Annotated in this window: 13 protein-coding genes; 7 read left to right on the top strand and 6 right to left on the bottom strand. The window is 68.1% G+C overall.

The genetic code is table 11. From position 1 onward, the window contains the following. Positions 1-14 precede the first annotated feature (14 nt). A complete protein-coding gene (locus tag WS95_RS26105; protein WP_059826899.1) occupies positions 15-1,409 on the top strand; it encodes an aspartate aminotransferase family protein in 1,395 nt (464 codons plus the stop codon). A gap of 141 nt (positions 1,410-1,550) precedes the next feature. Here WS95_RS26105 and WS95_RS26100 read toward each other — a convergent pair whose 3' ends face one another. Both WS95_RS26100 and WS95_RS26095 read right to left on the bottom strand, forming a co-directional pair. Beyond that, entirely contained in the window at positions 1,551-2,483 is a 933-nt protein-coding gene (locus tag WS95_RS26100; protein ID WP_059826898.1) for an MBL fold metallo-hydrolase, read from the bottom strand. Between the two features lie 301 nt (positions 2,484-2,784). Continuing rightward, complete coding sequence (locus WS95_RS26095) at positions 2,785-4,170, bottom strand: MFS transporter (protein ID WP_034208861.1); 1,386 nt, start codon at positions 4,168-4,170, stop codon at positions 2,785-2,787. Between the two features lie 262 nt (positions 4,171-4,432). On the opposite strand from WS95_RS26095, the gene WS95_RS26090 reads away from it, so the two are divergent. Next, complete coding sequence (locus WS95_RS26090; protein WP_034208862.1) at positions 4,433-4,720, top strand: DUF1330 domain-containing protein; 288 nt, start codon at positions 4,433-4,435, stop codon at positions 4,718-4,720. A 16-nt stretch (positions 4,721-4,736) separates the two neighbouring features. On the opposite strand, the gene WS95_RS26085 is transcribed toward WS95_RS26090, so the two are convergent. Then, positions 4,737-6,437, bottom strand: a complete 1,701-nt coding sequence (locus WS95_RS26085; RefSeq protein WP_059826966.1) for a dihydroxyacetone kinase family protein — start codon at positions 6,435-6,437, stop codon at positions 4,737-4,739. A gap of 243 nt (positions 6,438-6,680) precedes the next feature. Beyond that, the gene (locus WS95_RS26080) at positions 6,681-7,805 is read right to left on the bottom strand and encodes a sigma-54 interaction domain-containing protein (RefSeq protein WP_082747010.1); all 1,125 of its coding nucleotides are present in this window, start codon (positions 7,803-7,805) and stop codon (positions 6,681-6,683) included. Here WS95_RS26080 and WS95_RS34150 point away from each other — a divergent pair. From WS95_RS34150 to sfnG, 3 genes are all read left to right on the top strand, one after another. Next, positions 7,804-8,097, top strand: coding sequence for a hypothetical protein (locus WS95_RS34150; RefSeq protein WP_080747843.1), 294 nt, complete (start codon positions 7,804-7,806; stop codon positions 8,095-8,097). The genes WS95_RS26080 and WS95_RS34150 overlap by 2 nt on opposite strands. Before the next feature lie 184 nt (positions 8,098-8,281). Beyond that, positions 8,282-8,842, top strand: coding sequence for an FMN reductase (msuE, locus tag WS95_RS26075; protein WP_059781976.1), 561 nt, complete (start codon positions 8,282-8,284; stop codon positions 8,840-8,842). A gap of 37 nt (positions 8,843-8,879) precedes the next feature. Then, complete coding sequence (gene sfnG, locus WS95_RS26070; protein WP_059826896.1) at positions 8,880-9,983, top strand: dimethylsulfone monooxygenase SfnG; 1,104 nt, start codon at positions 8,880-8,882, stop codon at positions 9,981-9,983. Between the two features lie 60 nt (positions 9,984-10,043). Here sfnG and WS95_RS26065 read toward each other — a convergent pair whose 3' ends face one another. Further along, a complete protein-coding gene (locus tag WS95_RS26065; RefSeq protein ID WP_059826963.1) occupies positions 10,044-10,691 on the bottom strand; it encodes a LysE family translocator in 648 nt (215 codons plus the stop codon). 111 nt (positions 10,692-10,802) lie between these two features. Between WS95_RS26065 and WS95_RS26060 the strand changes: the two genes are divergently transcribed. Then, positions 10,803-11,654, top strand: coding sequence for a LysR substrate-binding domain-containing protein (locus tag WS95_RS26060; protein ID WP_059781972.1), 852 nt, complete (start codon positions 10,803-10,805; stop codon positions 11,652-11,654). 22 nt (positions 11,655-11,676) lie between these two features. Here WS95_RS26060 and WS95_RS26055 read toward each other — a convergent pair whose 3' ends face one another. Beyond that, on the bottom strand, positions 11,677-12,567 hold the full coding sequence (locus tag WS95_RS26055) for a LysR substrate-binding domain-containing protein (RefSeq protein ID WP_059826894.1): 891 nt from the start codon (positions 12,565-12,567) through the stop codon (positions 11,677-11,679). Between the two features lie 153 nt (positions 12,568-12,720). Here WS95_RS26055 and ydiJ point away from each other — a divergent pair, with 153 nt between their 5' ends. Beyond that, a complete protein-coding gene (gene ydiJ / locus WS95_RS26050; RefSeq protein ID WP_059826892.1) occupies positions 12,721-15,768 on the top strand; it encodes a D-2-hydroxyglutarate dehydrogenase YdiJ in 3,048 nt (1,015 codons plus the stop codon). Positions 15,769-15,849 lie beyond the last annotated feature (81 nt).

The following is a 15,849-nucleotide window of genomic DNA, read 5'->3' as shown; positions in this document are numbered from 1 at the left end:
CAAAGGAGCACATCATGCAAAAATCGATCGACGCACTGCTGCGCGAGGACCGCGCCCACTTCATGCACCCGTCGACGCACGCATACGATCACGAGACCGGCGCGCTGCCGGGCAAGGTCGTGCGCGGCGGCGAAGGCATCCGCATCGAGGATCACCAGGGCAAGCGCTATATCGACGCGTTCGCCGGCCTTTACTGCGTGAACATCGGCTACGGCCGCACCGAAGTCGCCGACGCGATGTATGAACAGGCGAAGCAGCTCGCGTATTACCACACGTACGTCGGCCACGCGTCGGACGCGATCATCGAGCTGTCGTCGCGCATCATCGACTGGTCGCCGGCGGGGATGAAGAAGGTCTACTACGGGATGTCGGGTTCCGACGCGAACGAGACGCAGGTCAAGCTCGTCTGGTACTACAACAACGTGCTCGGCCGCCCGAACAAGAAGAAGATCATCTCGCGCGAGCGCGGCTATCACGGCTCGGGCATCGTGACGGGCAGCCTCACGGGCCTGCCGAGCTTCCACCAGCATTTCGATCTGCCGATCGACCGCGTGAAGCATACGGTGTGTCCGCACTGGTATCGCAAGGCGCCGGCCGGCATGAACGAAGCGCAGTTCGTCGCGTACTGCGTCGACGAACTCGAGAAGCTGATCGCCCGCGAAGGCGCCGATACGATCGCCGCCTTCATCGCGGAGCCGGTGATGGGCACGGGCGGCATCATCGAGCCGCCGGCCGGCTACTGGCCCGCGATCCAGGCCGTGCTGCGCAGGCACGACATCCTGCTGATCTCCGATGAAGTCGTTTGCGGGTTCGGGCGTCTCGGCTCGAAGATGGGCGCGCAGCACTTCGGGATCGCGCCCGATCTAATCACGGTCGCGAAGGGCCTGACGAGCGCCTATGCGCCGCTGTCGGGCGTGATCGTCGGCGAGAAGGTGTGGGACGTGATCGCGCGCGGCTCGCAGGAGCACGGGCCGATGGGGCACGGCTGGACGTATTCGGGCCATCCGGTATGCGCGGCCGCCGCGCTCGCGAACCTCGCGATCCTGGAGCGCGAGAACCTGGTCGGCAACGCAGCCGACGTCGGCGGCTACTTCGGCGCGAAGCTGCGCGACGCGTTCGGCGCGCATCCGCTCGTCGGCGAGGTACGCAGCGTCGGCATGCTGGCCGCGCTCGAGTTCATGGCCGACAAGGACGCACGCACGCCGTTCGATCCCGCGCTGAAGATCGGCGCGCAGGTGTCGGCGGCCGCGCTGCAGCGTGGCGTGATCGCGCGTGCGATGCCGCACGGCGACATTCTCGGTTTTGCGCCGCCGCTCGTGATGACGCGGGCAGAGGCCGACGAGATCGTCGCGATCGTCAAGGATGCAGTGGACGAGGTTGCCGAGCGGAACCTGTCGGCCGTCGCGTGATGTTCGAGCGGTCCTGATGCGCGCTTCGGCGCGCGATGCAACGCCGCCGCATGCAAGTGCGGCGGCGTTTTTTCTTGCCGATACGGTCTGGAAAAGGCGTCGGTGCATCGCCTGAGGTGCACGTCGGCTACCGACATATCATCAGTAGTCCCACACGACCGGAACGAAACGGAACCCGTCGCCGTGCCTTGCAACATGGCCGATGGACGGGAACGCGACATGGGCCGCGGCCAGCAGCGCGCCGGTGTCCGCGGCTTCGTTGAACAGCGCGATACGCACGTCGACCGCCGCGTCCGGATCGTGTTCGAAGCCGTTTTGCCAGTCGGGATGGTCGAAGTTGACTTCGAAAATCGCGTCGCCCGCGAACGTCAGCTTTTCTCCGTTCGATGCGACGTCGACCACGCAGTGCCCGGGCGTATGGCCGCCCGTCACCCGCGCCGACACGCCCGCGGCGACTTCCACGGTCCGGTCGAACTGGACGATGTTCTCGCCATAGAGTTCCACGAACCGCGCCGCCGCCTTGCGCAGCGCGGGCGGAACGGTTTCCGGCATCACCGTCTTGCTGAAGTCGGGATTTTTCCAGAACGCCACTTCCGCGGCCGATACGTGAATACGGACGTCCGGGCGCAGCTTCGCCTTGACGCCGTCGACGTTCAGCCCGCCGACATGGTCCATGTGCATGTGCGTGATCACGATGTCGGTGATCGCGGCCAGGTCGATGCCGGCCGATTCCAGACGCATGACCGAGCGCCCGGCGCGCGTGAAGTATTCGAAGCCGTCGCCCACGCCCGAGTCGATCAGGATCAGACGGTCGCCGCTGCGCACGAGCGCGATGTTGAGCGCCCAGTCGAACATGTCGCGTTGCAGGAAGCGGCCGTCGAACCATGCGTTGCGGTCCGCTTCGCTCACATTGGTCGACATGGTGGAAGTCGGCAGCGGCAGCACGCCGTCGCTGATCAGCACGACATCGACTTCGCCGATGCGCACGGCGTAGCGGGACGAAACGAGCTCGCCCGAACCTTCGTTGCCCAAGCGGGCGATGACGGGCTGGACGTTGCGGATGGGTGCGTTCATGTTCAGTGATCCTGTTCGTCGAGTGGGGATCGAGCCGCGCGACGCTGCGCGGTTCGCGAGCGCGATCGTGACGATCGCGCGCTTCGGTTCGACCGGATTTCGATCGAACGTTGCCAGCGATTGTAGTGACGGCCGACACACGCCAACAGCGTTGCACGCGTGCACATCGTGTTGTCCGGGCGACAACAATCCGATAGTGGGCTTCGCCGCTCGAAATGCACATCGCCCGCCGTCCGTTGCCGGACGGCGGGCGATGCAATGGATGCCGTTTATGGGAAGCCGGGCGCCGCCGGCGCGCGGGTCAGCCCGGCTGACCAGGAAGGGTGTCGCCGCGCAGCGAACACCCGCGCGTCTCGATCACCGCCAGCAGCGCGATCAGCCCGACCGCGCAGGCGGCCATCATGTAGTAGGCGGGAATCAGCGCGTTGCCGGTCTTGCCGATCAGCCAGTCGTTGACGATCGGCGCGGTGCCGCCGAACAGCGACGTCGACACGTTGTACGCGATCGCCATGCCCGCATACCGGACGTGGGTCGGGAACATCGCCGGGAACATCGCGGAAATGGTGGCGAGCTGCGGCACGTAGAGCACGCCGAGCACCGCGAAGCCGATGAAGGCGCCGAGCGGGCCGTGCGTCATCAGCGTGAACATCGGCACGGCCGCGACGAACAGCCCGACGAGCGAGATCCACCACATCGTCTTGCGGCCGACGCGGTCCGACAGCCAGCCGGCGAACGGCAGCAGCACCATCATCGCGAGCATGCCGATCAGCGGAATCAGCAGCGACATGTTCTCGCTGACGCCGAGCTCCTTGTGCATGTAGGTCGGCATGTACGCGAGCAGCACGTAGTTGACGACGTTCAGCGCGACGACGAGCCCGCCGAGCAGCAGCAGCGGCTTCGCGTAGCGCACCAGCAGCAACCGGATCGGCAGCGCGGCGGCGACGTTTTTCTCGCGGCGGTGCGCCTGTTCCTCGAGTTCGCGGAACACCGGCGTTTCCTCGAGGCGCGAGCGCAGATAGAAGCCGATCAGGCCGAGCGGCGCCGCGACCAGGAACGGCAGGCGCCAGCCCCACGCATGCATCGCCGAATCGCCGAGCAGCAGCGCGAAGCCGAGCATCAGGAACGCGCCGAGCGAGAAGCCGGCGAGCGTCGCGAATTCGAGAAAGCTGCCGCACAGGCCGCGCCGCGAATCGGGCGCGTATTCGGCGATGAAGGTGGCCGCCCCCCCGTATTCGCCGCCGGTCGAGAACCCCTGCACCATGCGCAGCACGATCAGCGCGGCCGGGGCGAGCCAGCCGGCCGTCGCGTAGCTCGGCAGCAGGCCGACGAGCAACGTCGCGCCCGACATCGTCAGGACCGTCAGCGCGAGCACGCGCTTGCGGCCCAGCCGGTCGCCGAGCGGCCCCCAGAACAGGCCGCCGAGCGGGCGGATCAGGAACGAGATCGCGAACGTGCCGAGTGCGAACAGCGTCGCGCTCGCGGTGTTGCCGGGAAACAGCGCGGCGGAAATGTACGCGAGACCGTACGCGTAAATACCGTAATCGAACCATTCGGTCGCATTGCCGAGGGCGGCGGCCGCGATCGCGACCCGCGGCAGACAGTGCGGCTCGTCGCCGCGTTGGGTGGTCGCGTCGTCGGGAGTCGACGACGCGGCGGAAACGGAAGTCCACGATGGCACGTATCGCATGAGGGATCCTCGCTATCAGCATGCGCCCGGGCGGGCGCCGACGAGGATCAAAGTAATCCCGCCAATTTGCGATGCCGGATGTCATAGGACGATGTGGGGATCGGGGTTTTCCCGTGCCGGGCTGGGGGGCTGGCGCGGGCCGCAGCTGGCGCTTCGCGGCGCCGGGCGGCGAACGGCGGTAAGCTGCACGCTGCCATGCAGGTCGATCGGACCGTGCAGCGCGTGGCGTCCCTTTTTTCACCTTCCATCAGGAGCGCGTATCGTGGCGACCTACATCGTTTTTACGCGGGAAAGCACGCAGGACCAGCATGAGCTCGACACCTATTCGAGCCAGGTCGGTGCGACCCTTGCCGGCCATCCGGTGAAGGTGCTCGCCGCATACGGGCCGCAGGAAATTCTCGAGGGGGACGGCCCGGAAGGCGTCGTGATCGTCGAGTTCCCGTCGAAGGAGGCCGCGCACGCGTGGTATCACGGCCCCGAATACCAGCGGGTCGTCCAGCATCGGTTCAAGGGCGCCCGCTATCGCGCGGTGCTGGTCGAGGGCGTCTGAACGCGGCCGCGCGTCGTTACCGGACGTGCGGCTGCAACGCCCGCAACCAGTACGCGACGGCCACCGCCCCGCCGTCCGGCGTACCGATCGCCCGCTCGCCCAGATAGCTTGCCCGCCCCGCGCGCGGCGTCATGCGCGCCGTTTCCTGCGCACCTTGCTCGGCCGCTTCGACGGCCGCCATCCATGCGCTCGCGGGATCGCGATCGCCGTCCAGCGCGCGGCCGAATGCGTCGACGGCCGGCACCAGCGCATCGAGCATCGTCCGGTCGCCCGCCCGCGCGCCGCCGAGTTCACCGATCGAATCCACCGCCGCGCGGAATGCCGCTGCCCAGTCGCGCGGCGACGGCTCGGCGATGTCGGCCAGCCGGCGCGACGCGCGCAGCAGCGCGGTCGCGTAGAACGGCCCGGAACTGCCGGCGATCGCGCGGCGCAACGCGGCGCCGAGCGCCGCGAGCGCACCCGATGGCGTGCCGTACGCGGTGTCGGGCAATTCGAGGATCGCCTGCGCGGCGCGCCGCATGCTCGCGCCGAGATCGCCGTCGCCGGCTGCCGCATCGAGATCCGTCAGCGTCTGCTCGTGATCGATCAGCGTCTGCGCGACCGCGTGCAGCGCCGGTTGCAGGCGCGCGGCCCACGCGCGACCGGCCGCATCGAGCGGCGGCGGTGGCGCGTCCTGCGACGCGGCCGCGGCCACGCGGATCCGCGTGTTCACGAGGCCGCCGCCCGGCCATGCGCGCGCCTGCGTCGGCGCATCGAGCAGCGCTGCGCGCTCGTCGTTCAGCCGCAGCACCGAGATCGAGCAGCCGGGCATGTTCAGCGCGGACAGGAACGTGCCGGCCCACGCACGGGCGACGACGATGCCGCGCCGGCTCAGGTTGTCGAACGCGGCGCGCAGCACGATCGCGAGTTCCATGTCCGGTGTCGCGCCGAGGCCGTTGACGAACAGCGCCACGCGTTCGTCGCGATCGAGCACGAGATCGGCGACGATGCTCGACAACAGCGTGTCGGCCAGCGCATCGGCCGGCAGCGGCGCGCGGCGCTCGACGCCTTTCTCGCCGTGGATGCCGAGGCCCAGCTCGATCTCGTGATCGGCGAGGCTGAAGCCGGACTTGTCGGCGCCCGGGATCGTGCAGCCGTCGAGCGCGACGCCCATCGTGCCGAGCTCGGCCGCCGCGTCGCGCGCGATGCTCGCGACGCGGGCGAGCGGCAGCCCGCGCGCGGCGGCAGCGCCCGCGAGCTTGTGGATCAGCACGGTACCGGCGATCCCGCGTCGCTGGCCGCGCTCGACGCGGCCGCGCAGCGACACGTCGTCGGCGACGATGACGGTTTCGACCGGAATGCCTTCCGCGCGCGCGAGCTCGGCGGCGAGCCCGAAATTGAGCCGGTCGCCGGTGTAGTTCTTCACGATCAGCAGCGCGCCGTTCGGGCCGGCGCTCGCGCGGATCGCGGCGAGCACGGCGTCGGTCGACGGCGACGTGAACACTTCGCCGCACACGGCCGCGCTCAGCATCCCTTCGCCGACATAGCCGCCGTGCGCGGGCTCATGGCCGCTGCCGCCGCCGGACAGGATCGCGACCGGCCGCTGCGACGGTTCGGGCAGCGGCTGGCGGACGAGCACGTGCTCGTCGCCGAGGATCGCGAGATGCGGCGATTGCCGTGCGATGCCTTCCAGCATTTCTCGCACGACGTCGGACGGGCGGTTCACAAGCTTTTTCATGGCGACGGATTCCGGACGGGTGAACAGGGTTCGGCCGGGCGCGCACGGGCGCCGGACGACTTTCGTTTTCGTGTTGCGGAGGATCGTGCGTGACCCGTTGCCGGTCGCCGACGGTCGCATGACGGGCGAGCGGACGCGGGGCGGGCAACGAAGCGTGCGCTTCGCGCCACGATACATCAGGTTCGAAAACGTCGCGACACGGATCGCGACGCGATGGCGCCCGGGGGCGCAGCGGCGGCGCCACTATTTCAGCGCGGAAATCGCCTTCGCGCGAATCAGCCGCGCACGCAGCACGTTGCGGCTGATGCCGAGCAACTGCGCGGCCCGGATCTGGTTGCGGTGACTGAATTCGAACGCGACACGCATCACCGTGTCCTCGATACGTTCGAACAGATTGCCGTGCCCTTCGTCGAACAGGTCGCGCAGCGCGTGTTCGAGCGCTGCCTGCGCGTCGGTGGACGAACCGGCAGCGGTCGGCAGGCACGACGGCGCGATGTGCAGGTCGGTGTCCTGCAGCGCGTCGTGCCGGCTCACCAGCAGCGCGTGATGGATCACGTTCTCGAGTTCGCGGATATTGCCGGGCCAGCCGTGTGCCTCGAGCCGGCGCTCGGCGCGCGCATCGATGCGGCGTGGCCCGCCGCCGAGCCGGTCGCGGTAAATGTCGAAGAAGTGGCGCGCGAGCGGCAGGATGTCGCCCGGGCGCTCGCGCAACGGCGGGACCGCGAGCTGCACGACGTTGAGCCGGTAGAACAGGTCGCCGCGAAACCGCCCGGCCGCAACCGCCTGCTGCAGGTCGACGTTGGTGGCCGCGACCACCCGGACGTCGACCGGAATGCCCGTGCGCGAACCGAGCCGCACGACCTCGCGCTCCTGCAGCACGCGCAGCAGCTTGACCTGCATCGCGAGCGGCAAGTCGCCGATTTCGTCGAGAAACAGCGTGCCGCCGTGCGCGGCTTCGAACCAGCCGGGCTTCGCGCTGAACGCGCCCGTAAACGCGCCTTTCTCGTGACCGAACAGTTCGCTGTCGACGAGCGTGTCGGAGAATGCGCCGCAGTTCACCGCGACGAACGGCCCGTCGCGACGCGCGCCGAGCGCGTGCACGTGGCGCGCGATCAGCTCCTTGCCGGTGCCCGTCTCGCCGACGATCAGCACGTTCGCGTCGCTCGGCGCGACGCGGCGAACCTGTTCGAGCAGCGCGAGCGAATGCGGATCGGCGAACACCTGCGCATGCGCGCGGGCCGGCGCGTGACGTTCGGGCAACGTGAGCACCGGCGCCGCGTGCCCGGCGGGCTGAAGTCCGGCCGGGTCGCGGGACGCGGCGACGACGCGAAGATTGAACGGGCGCGGCGATGCGGAAATGGAAGTCATGGCGATGAACCGTTGGATGGCCGGGCAAAGCGGGCCCGTGCCGGCGGGCGCCGCGGTGTGGCTGCTGCGTAGTCAGCAGAGTGTTGAACGTTTCGCCGCGCGCGAAAAGCATCGATTTCTGATAACCAAAGCGCGATTGCTGCGGAACCTGCAATGGCGAGCAAGAGCGGCGGTGCGACGACGTCGAAGCGTCGAATTCGACGCTGGCGCGCGCGATGCGTTGCTGCCTGATCAGCAGTGCATCAGCAAATCCGCTGCGCCCGGTTCATCGTGGCGCGGAATATCGATGTGACGCGTGAGCCGGGATGCTTGCCACTATCGCGCATTTGGCGGAACGCCAGTGCCGGCGGGCGATGGCAAAAAATTTCGTCATCCGGATGAAATTTCCTTCACGCATCCGCGCCAATGGCACGCTCCTTGCTGACCCGAACCGGTATCGCCGCACTGCACGCGGCTTCACCACGGGAACGCATCGCATGAGCCACCCTCTCAACGTCGTCGCGATATCGGGCAGCCTGCAGCGGCCGTCGCGCACGCTGGCGCTGACCGACGCGATCGTCACGGCGCTCGGCGCCGCGCTGTCGATCGACGCGCGGCTGATCGAACTCGGCGAGATCGGCAGCCGGCTGGCCGGCGCGCTCACGCGCGCGCAGGTGCCGGCCGATCTCGACGCGCTGATCCGCGCGATCGAGACGGCCGATGCGCTCGTCGTCGCGAGCCCGGTGTATCGCGCGTCGTACACGGGCCTCTTCAAGCATCTGTTCGACCTCGTGCGCCACGACGCGCTGGTCGACGTGCCGGTGCTGCTCGCGGCCACCGGCGGCAGCGAGCGTCATGCGCTCGTGATCGACCACCAGCTGCGCCCGCTGTTCAGCTTCTTCCAGGCGCGCACGCTGCCGATCGGCGTGTACGCATCCGAAAGCGATTTCGACCGGTACCAGATCGCGAGCCCGGCGTTGCGCGAGCGCATCGCGCTCGCCGTCGACCGCGCGGTGCCGCAACTGCGCCAGCACGCGCTTTCCGCCGCGGCCGCGTAAGCCGCTTTTTCGTTTCCCCTTCGACCAGGACACTTTCATGAGCCTTTCCGACTCTTCCGCCGACGGCGTCAAATTCGCGTACTGGGTGCCGAACGTCAGCGGCGGCCTCGTCGTCAGTACGATCGAGCAGCGCACCGACTGGAGCCTCGAATACAACCAGAAGCTCGCGCGCACGGCCGAAGCGGCCGGCTTCGACTATGCGCTGAGCCAGATCCGCTTCACGGCCGGTTATGGCGCCGAATACCAGCACGAGTCGGTGTCGTTCAGCCAGGCGCTGCTGCATGCGACGACCAAGCTCAAGGTGCTCGCGGCGATCCTGCCGGGGCCGTGGCATCCGGCCGTGGTCGCGAAGCAGCTCGCGACGATCGACCACATTTCGAACGGGCGCATCGCGATCAACGTCGTGAGCGGCTGGTTCAAGGGCGAATTCACCGCGATCGGCGAGCCGTGGCTCGAGCACGACGAACGCTATCGGCGCTCGAAGGAATTCATCCAGGCGCTCAAGGGCATCTGGACGCAGGACAACTTCACGTTCAAGGGCGACTTCTACCGCTTCAACGATTACACGTTGAGCCCGAAGCCGGTGCAGAAGCCGCATCCGGAAATCTTCCAGGGCGGCAGCTCGCGCGCGGCGCGCGACAATGCGGCGAGCGTGTCGGACTGGTATTTCACGAACGGCAATACGCCGGAGAACCTGAAGGCGCAGATCGACGACATTCGCGCGAAGGCGGCCGCGAACGACCATCGCGTGCGCATCGGCGTCAATGCGTTCGTGATCGCGCGCGACACCGAGGAAGAAGCGCGGGCCGTGCTCGACGACATCATCCGGCATGCGCACGTCGAAGCGGTGCACGCGTTCGGCGATGCGGTGACGGAGGCCGGCAAGGCGTCGCCCGAAGGCGAGGGCAACTGGGCGAAATCGACGTTCGAGGATCTCGTTCAGTACAACGACGGCTTTCGCACGAACCTGATCGGCACGCCGCAGCAGATCGCCGAGCGGATCGTCGCGCTGAAGGCGATCGGCGTCGATCTCGTGCTGGCCGGCTTCCTGCACTTCATCGAGGAAGTCGAATACTTCGGCCGGCGCGTGCTGCCGCTCGTGCGCGAACTGGAGGCGCGGCGGCAGGCCGTTGCCGCTTGACGCCCGTCCGACGCATGCGCGCGGCCCGCGATCGCGCCGGGCCGCGCGGCGGCGTGACGTTCACGCGACGCCTGCCCGCCTCGATGCCTCGATCACCATCTGCACGCCGAGACTGCCGAGGATGATGCCCATCGCCCAGCGCTGCGCGAGCAGCAGCGTCGGGCGGCCGTGCAGGAACGTCGCGAGGCCGCTCGAGCAGAGCGCCACCAGCCCGTTGGCCGACGCGAACGCGGCGATCAGCAGCGAGCCGAGAAACAGCGACTGGCCGAACACGCTGCCTCGTCCGTAGTCGATGAACTGCGGCAGCAGCGACACGAACAGCATCGCGAGCTTCGGGTTCAGCACGCTGGTCGTCGCGCCCATCGCGAGCAGCCGCAGCGGTTGCTCGGCCGGCAGCGCCTTCACCTCGAACGGCGAGCGGCCGCCGGGCCGCACCGCCTGCCATGCGAGGTACAGCAGATAGGTTGCGCCGACCGCGCCCAGCACGCTGCCCGCATAGGGCACGCTCATGAACAGCGTCGTGATGCCGAACGCGGCGGCGAACAGGTAGAACAGGTAGCCGATCATCACGCCGGCGAGCGAAATGAGCCCGGCCGCCCGCCCCTGCGCGATCGAGCGCGACATCACGTAGACCATGTTCGGCCCCGGCGTGACCGCGAGCATGCCGCCGATGACGAGAAACCCGTAGAGCGATCCGGACGTGTGCATGTTTTCCGCTTCCTGCATCGAATGAGTGCCGATGGCGTCGATTGTCCGGCGATGGAGGTGAACAGTAAAACGGGATAAACTGAATCGATTGATCAGTTTTTCTGAATCGACATGAAGAAGCTCGACCTCGATGTGCTCGCGATGGTGGTGGCCGTCGCGGAATCCGGATCGTTCGCGCAGGGCGCCCAGGCCGTGCACCGGTCGCCGTCGGCGGTGAGCATGCAGATCAAGACGCTCGAAGACGCGCTCGGCAAGCCGCTGTTCATCCGCGACACGCGCAACGTGACGGCGACCGACGACGGCAGGATGCTCGCCGATTACGGCCGCCGGATGCTCGCGATGCGCGACGAGGCGTGGGCGTCGGTCGTGCGTCCGGAGATGCGCGGCCGCGTGACGATCGGCGTGCCCGACGACTACATCTCGTCGCTGCTGCCACAGGTGCTCGGCAAGTTCGCGGCGATGCATCCGCGCGTGGAAGTGCGCGTGATCGGCCAGCCGAGCAGCGCGCTCGTGCCGATGCTGAAGGACAACACGGTCGACCTCGCGTGCCTCACGCGAATCAAGGGCGTGACGGGCGAGCTGATCCGGATGGAGCCGCTCGTCTGGGCCGGCTCGCCGAAACGCGACGTGTGGGAAGAGCGGCCGCTGCCGGTGGCGTTTTTCACGCACGGCGGCAGCATGGCCCGCGATCACGCGGTCAGGGCGCTGAACCGGCGGAAGATTCCGTATCGGATGTCATACGAAAGCCCGAGCTTTCTCGGCCTGCTCAGCATGGTCGAGGCCGGTCTCGCCGTCGCGCCGCTCGCGCGCTGCTGCGTGCCCGATCACCTGTTGCAGCTGACGGAGAGCCACGGGCTACCGTCGCTCGGTGAACTCGAGGTCGTGCTCGCCCGCAGCGCGCAGTCCGCGCGCCCGCCGTGCGACTACCTCGCCGAGCAGATTCTCGGCGAATGGCGCGCCTGACCGGCCCGTCGCCGGCGGCGCGTCAGCACGACGTCAGCAGCCATTCGCGGAAGGCGACGAGCGACGGCAGCGTTTCGTTGCCCGGCGGGTAGGCGAGGTAATAGCTGCGCTGGCTGGTGATCGCGTCGCCGATCGAGTCGAGCTCGCCACGGCTCAATTCGTCCTCCACGAGCACCTTCGGCACCAGCCCGATCCCCATTCCGGCATGCACGGCCTGGATCAGATGCGACGTCAGCTCGAAACTTGGGCCGATGCGCATCTTGCGATGATCGAGCCGATAGTGCGAGAACCACTCGGCCCAGGCCTGCTGATTGCTCGTCACGCCCAGCAGCGTCTGCTTCGCGGCCCAGGCCGGCGTGCGCGCGTCGGCCTTGCGGCCGCTGCCCGCGACGGGCGGCGCGATCGCGATCAGGAACTCGTTGTACAGCCGGTGCGCATGCAGGCCCGGCCAGTCGTCGGTGCCGACGGTGATCGCCGCGTCGAGGTCGTCGTTGAGGAAATCGATCGCGCCGATTCGGGAATGAAGGTGCACGGTCACGCCCGGATGCGCGGCATAGAAGCCGTGCAGGTGCGGCAGCAGCCATTTCGATCCGAAGGTCGGCAACGTGGCCAGCCGGAGCGAGCCGGCGCCCGCCCGATGCGACATCGCCTGCAGCGTCGCGCCGCGGATGCGCCCGAGCGCGCCGGTCAGCTCGCCGAAGTAGCGGCGGCCGACGTCGGTCAGCTTGACCGAGCGGCCCTCGCGCCGGAACAGCGGCACGCCGAGCTGATCCTCGAGCGTCTGCACCTGCCGGCTGATCGCGCTCTGGCTCAGCGACAGCTCCTCGGCCGCGCGCGTATAGCTTTCATGCCGCGCGGCGGCCTCGAACACGAGCAGCAGCGACATCGACGGAGTGAGGCGGCGGTAATTCATGAGTTTTATGCAAGTTTAGCCGGGGAAGAATTCGTTTGTTTATAGAGGATTATCGAAAGATACTGGAATTCCCGGTTGCGCGGAAACTTGCCAAAAAATCATGTTTCGGTGCGCGCGAACCGGCCTGCTCCACCCACATTGCGTTTTCGCCCCATGTCGATCGTCCCGTTGCCTCGTCCCGCCAGCCCGTCCGCGAACGTCTACCGCGATTTTCTCGCCGCGCTGCAGGCGGCCGGCTTCGCCGGCGAAATCCGCGCGGATCACGCGAACCGGACCGTGCAGGCCACCGACAACTCGATCTACCAGCGCCTGCCGCAGGCGGTGATCTGCCCCGCGCATGCGGACGACGTCCAGTTACTGGCCCGGCTGCTGGCCGAGCCCGCGCACCGCGACGTCGCGGTGGCCGCGCGCGGCGGCGGTACCGGCACCAACGGGCAGTCGCTGACCGACGGCATCGTCGTCGACCTGTCGCGGAACATGAACCGGATCCTCGAAATCGACGTCGCGCAGCGCTGGGTGCGTGTGGAGGCGGGCGTCGTCAAGGATCAGCTCAATGCGGCGCTCAAGCCGCACGGGCTGTTCTTCGCGCCGGAGCTGTCCACGTCGAACCGTGCGACCGTCGGCGGGATGATCAACACCGACGCGAGCGGGCAGGGTAGCTGCACGTACGGCAAGACGCGCGATCACGTGATCGCGCTCGATTTCGTGCTGATGGGCGGCGAACGGCTGCACAGCGGCGCACTCGACGATGAGGAACTGGAACGCCGCTGTGCGAGGCAGGATCGCGTCGGCCACGTGTATCGCACCGCGCGGCGCATCAGCGACGACAAGGCGGCGCTGATCGACGCGAAGTTTCCGAAGCTCAACCGCTGTCTGACCGGCTACGACCTCGCGCACCTGCGCGAACCGGACGGCCGTTTCAACCTGAACAGCGTACTGTGCGGCGCGGAAGGGTCGCTCGGCTTCGTCGTCGAGGCGAAGCTCAACGTGCTGCCGATCCCGAAGTTTTCGGTGCTGGTCAACGTGCGTTATGCAGGCTTCATGGACGCGCTGCGCGATGCGCGCGCGCTGCTCGAACACCGGCCGCTGTCGATCGAGACGGTCGACTCGAAAGTGCTGATGCTCGCGATGAAGGACTTCGTGTGGAGCAGCGTGGCCGAGTATTTCCCGCAGGACGACGCGCGTCCGACGCTCGGCATCAACCTGATCGAATTCAGCGGCGACGACGAGCACGACGTCGATGCGCGCGTGCGCGCGTTCGTCGAGCATCTGCGCACCGATACGAGCGTGACGCGTCTCGGCCATACGCTGGCGGCCGGCGACGATGCGGTGAAGCGCGTGTATGCGATGCGCAAGCGCGCGGTCGGCCTGCTCGGCAACGTGCAGGGCGAGGCGCGCCCGCAACCGTTCGTCGAGGACACCGCGGTGCCGCCCGAGAACCTCGCCGCGTACATCGCCGAATTCCGCGCGCTGCTCGATGGCCACGGGCTGCAGTACGGGATGTTCGGCCACGTCGATGCGGGCGTGCTGCACGTGCGTCCGGCGCTCGACATGAAGGATCCGAAGCAGGCGGCGCTGGTGCGGCCCGTGTCGGACGCGGTGGCCGAACTCACGCAACGTCACGGCGGCCTGCTGTGGGGCGAGCACGGCAAGGGCGTGCGCTCCGAATATGCGCCGGCGTTTTTCGGCGAGCTGTATCCGTCGCTGCAGCAGTTGAAGGCCGCATTCGATCCGCACAACCAGTTCAACCCGGGCAAGATCGCGACGCCGCCGGATCGCACGCTGCGGTTGCTGAAGATCGACGAAGTGCCGACGCGCGGCGATCACGACCGGCAGATCGACGAGCGCGTGTGGCAGAGCTACGGCACCGCGATGCATTGCAACGGCAACGGCGCATGCTACAACTTCGATCCGGACGACGCGATGTGCCCGTCGTGGAAGGCGACGCGCGAACGCGTGCAGTCGCCGAAAGGGCGTGCGTCGCTGATGCGCGAATGGTTGCGCCTGCAAGGGCAGGCCGGCGTCGACGTCGTCGCGGCGGCGCGCACGCGGCAGCCGCTCCTGCGCGGTCTGGTCGAGCGCTGGCGCAACAGCCGCCACGCCCGTCGTGGCGACACGGATTTCTCGCACGAGGTGTACGACGCGATGGCCGGATGTCTCGCATGCAAGTCGTGCGCGGGACAGTGTCCGGTCAAGGTCAACGTGCCCGAGTTCCGCTCGCGCTTTCTCGAGCTGTATCACCAGCGCTACCGGCGGCCGCTGCGCGACTACCTGATCGGCTCGCTCGAATTCACGATGCCGTGGATGGCGCGCGTGCCCGCGCTTTACAACGGGCTGATGGGATCCGGCTGGGTGCGGGCGCTGCTCGAGCGTCAGGTCGGCATGGTCGACAGCCCGCTGCTGAGCCGCTTCGATCTCGCGGCCGTGATCCGCGCGTGGCGCGTGAAGCCGGCCGACCCGCATGCGCTCGCCGCGCTGAGCGATGCGCAGCGCGCGCGCAGCGTCGTCATCGTGCAGGATACGTTCACGCGCTATTTCGACACCGAGCAACTGGCGACGCTGATCGAGCTGGCGGCGCGCCTCGGCTATCAGGTGTGGCTCGCGCCGCTCGCGCCGAACGGCAAGGCGCTGCACGTGCAGGGCTTTCTGCAAGCCTTCGCGAAGGCGGCGATCCGCAACGCGACGCAACTGGCCGCGTTGGCGCGCTCGGGCGTCGCGCTGGTCGGCCTCGATCCGGCGATGACGCTCACGTATCGGCAGGAATATCTGAAGGTGACGGGGCTCGCCGACGTGCCGAAGGTCGCGCTGCCGCAGGAGTGGCTGCTGGAGGCGCTGCCGCGAGCCGGTGCGGGTCGGGCGACGGTTTCATACCGGTTGTTGCCGCATTGCACCGAGAAAACCAATGCGCCGGACAGCGGCAAGCAATGGGCGCAGGTGTTCGCGCGTCGCGGGTTGCGCCTGCAGGTTCAGGCGGCCGGGTGTTGCGGGATGTCGGGCACGTACGGGCACGAGGCGCGCAATCTCGCGACGTCGAAGACGATCTATGCGCAGTCGTGGGCCGCGCACGTCGATGCGCCGGACGAGGAAGGCGAAGCGCTCGCGACCGGGTATTCGTGCCGCAGCCAGGTGAAGCGCCTGTCGTCGAAACAGGTGCGCCATCCGTTGCAGGCGCTGCTCGATCATGTGCGGGCGGTGGGGTGACGACGGGGCGGTGCGGGCCGAGCGGCCCTCCGAGGAGGCGTCGATCGAGCGTCGAGCGGCAATCCCCGTGCCGCTGTCGAC

Origin of the sequence: Burkholderia sp. MSMB1826, assembly GCF_001526325.1 — a bacterium.
GTDB lineage: Bacteria > Pseudomonadota > Gammaproteobacteria > Burkholderiales > Burkholderiaceae > Burkholderia.
The sequence above is the reverse complement of the archived record's forward strand: the minus strand, read 5'-3'. Positions and strand labels throughout refer to the sequence as shown.